The 2031-nt window shown below is 71.4% G+C and carries 1 protein-coding gene; it reads left to right on the top strand.

Annotated elements, in window-relative coordinates:
• A partial coding sequence (locus ACOADB_RS26135) for an acyl-CoA dehydrogenase (RefSeq protein WP_378605874.1) occupies positions 1-2031 on the top strand: 2031 nt, incomplete at both ends.

Genomic DNA, 2031 nt, shown 5'->3' with positions numbered 1-2031 from the left:
GCCGGGAGCGAGGAGAAGTTCCCCGCCTTCTGGCCGTCGCTGGTCGACTACGACCTGCTCGGCCTGCACGTCGCCGAGGAGTCCGGTGGTGCCGGCGGCGGCTTGCTGACCCTCGCCGTCGCCCTCGAGGCCCTGGGCCGACACGCTGCCCCCGGGCCGTTCGTGCCGACGGTGCTCGCCTCGGCGTTCATCCAGGCCGACGGCGGCAAACAGGCCATCGAGCTCCTGCCCGCCCTGATCGACGGTACGACGACCGCTGCCGTGGCACTCGACGCCTCCGGTGTCCCGGCGGCCGTGGGCGTCGACGGCGCCTGGACGGTGTCGGGGACGTGGGAGGGCGTGCTCGGTGGCGAGCATGCCGACCACCTGGTGCTGCCGGTGGCGCATGACGGCTCCACCACGTGGATCGTGGTCGACGCCGCCGCGGTCGAGGTCGCTCGCCAGGACAGCATCGACGTGGTCCGTGGTTCCGCACGGGTCACCGCGGACGGCCTGGCGGTCGACGCCGAGCACGTCCTCTCCGCCCTGGCCGCCGAGCGGGCCCGCTCGATCGCAGCCGTCGTCCTCGGCGCGGAGGCCACGGGCGTGATGGCCTGGGCCGTGGCCACAGCTGCGGAGTACGCGAAGATCCGGGTCCAGTTCGGGCGCCCGATCGGCCAGTTCCAGGGGGTCAAGCACCTGTGCGCCCGGATGGGCATCGCGCTGGAGCAGGCACGCGCTGCCGTCTGGGACGCCGCGGTCGCCATCGACAAGGGCGACGACAACGCCGACTACGCCGGGACGGTCGCGGCGGTCGTCGTACCGGACCTCGCGGTTCGGGTGACCCAGGACTGCATCCAGGTGCACGGCGGGATCGGCTTCACGTGGGAGCACGACGCGCACCTCTACTACCGCCGCGCCCTCGCCCTCCGCGGCGTGCTCGGCAGCCGTGAGGAGCACGCACTGCGCCTCGCCGACCTGGCGCTCGCCGGAGTGGGCCGGGCGCTGGAGATCGAGCTGCCGGAGGAGGCGGAGACGATCCGTCCTGCCATCCGCACCGAGCTGGCGACGATCGCTGCCATCACCGACGAGGACGAGCAGCTGGTCGCGCTCGGTGACGGTGGCTGGGTCCAGCCGCACCTGCGCAAGCCCTACGGTCGAGCCGCTGGTCCGCTCGAGCAGATCGTGATCATGCAGGAGATCAAGCACGCCGGCATCAACCTGCCGCAGCTGCTGATGGGCACCTGGGCGGTCGGCGCGATCGTGCCGCACGGCACCGAGCAGCAGCGCCAGGACCTGGTGGTCCCGACGCTGCGTGGCGAGGTCGTGTGGTGCCAGCTGTTCAGCGAGCCCGGAGCCGGCTCCGACCTCGCCTCGATCGCGACGAAGGCGGTCAAGGTCGACCGCGGCTGGAAGGTGACCGGCCAGAAGATCTGGACGACGGTCGCGCAGTTCTCCGACTGGGCGATGCTGATCGCCCGCACCAACCCGGATGCGCCGAAGCACCAGGGCATCACGTACTTCGTGCTCGACATGGCCAGCGAGGGCGTCGACGTACGCCCGTTGCGGGAGATGACCGGTTCGGCCCTGTTCAACGAGGTGTTCCTCGACGACGTCTTCATCCCCGACGAGAACGTCGTCGGCGAGGTCGACCACGGCTGGGAGGTCGCGCGCACGACACTCGCCGGCGAGCGGGTGGCGCTGAGCCAGAAGATGGAGGCCTACGCCAACGACAGCGACCTGCTCCGGTATGCCCGGGGACGGGTCGCCCGTGGCAGCGAGCTCGGCACCATCGCCCGCTACCACCTCGGCGAGCTGCTCGCCGAGAGCCAGGCCATCGACGTCATCAGCGCCCGTGTCGTCCTCAAGCAGCTCGCCGGAGCCGACGTCAGCACGACGTCCAGCGCCGGGAAGCTGCTGGCGATGGGCATCAGCCAGAAGATCGCCGAGTTCATCGTCGCCGAGCTCGGTGTCGCCGGCACGGTCTCGGTCCCGGGACAGCCGAGCGACCACGCCATCGAGCAGCTCATCGCCGGCCGCGCCACCACCATC

The organism is Nocardioides sp. CPCC 206348 (assembly GCF_048654705.1).
GTDB lineage: Bacteria > Actinomycetota > Actinomycetes > Propionibacteriales > Nocardioidaceae > Nocardioides.
This window is presented reverse-complemented; position numbering and strand designations above follow the sequence as displayed.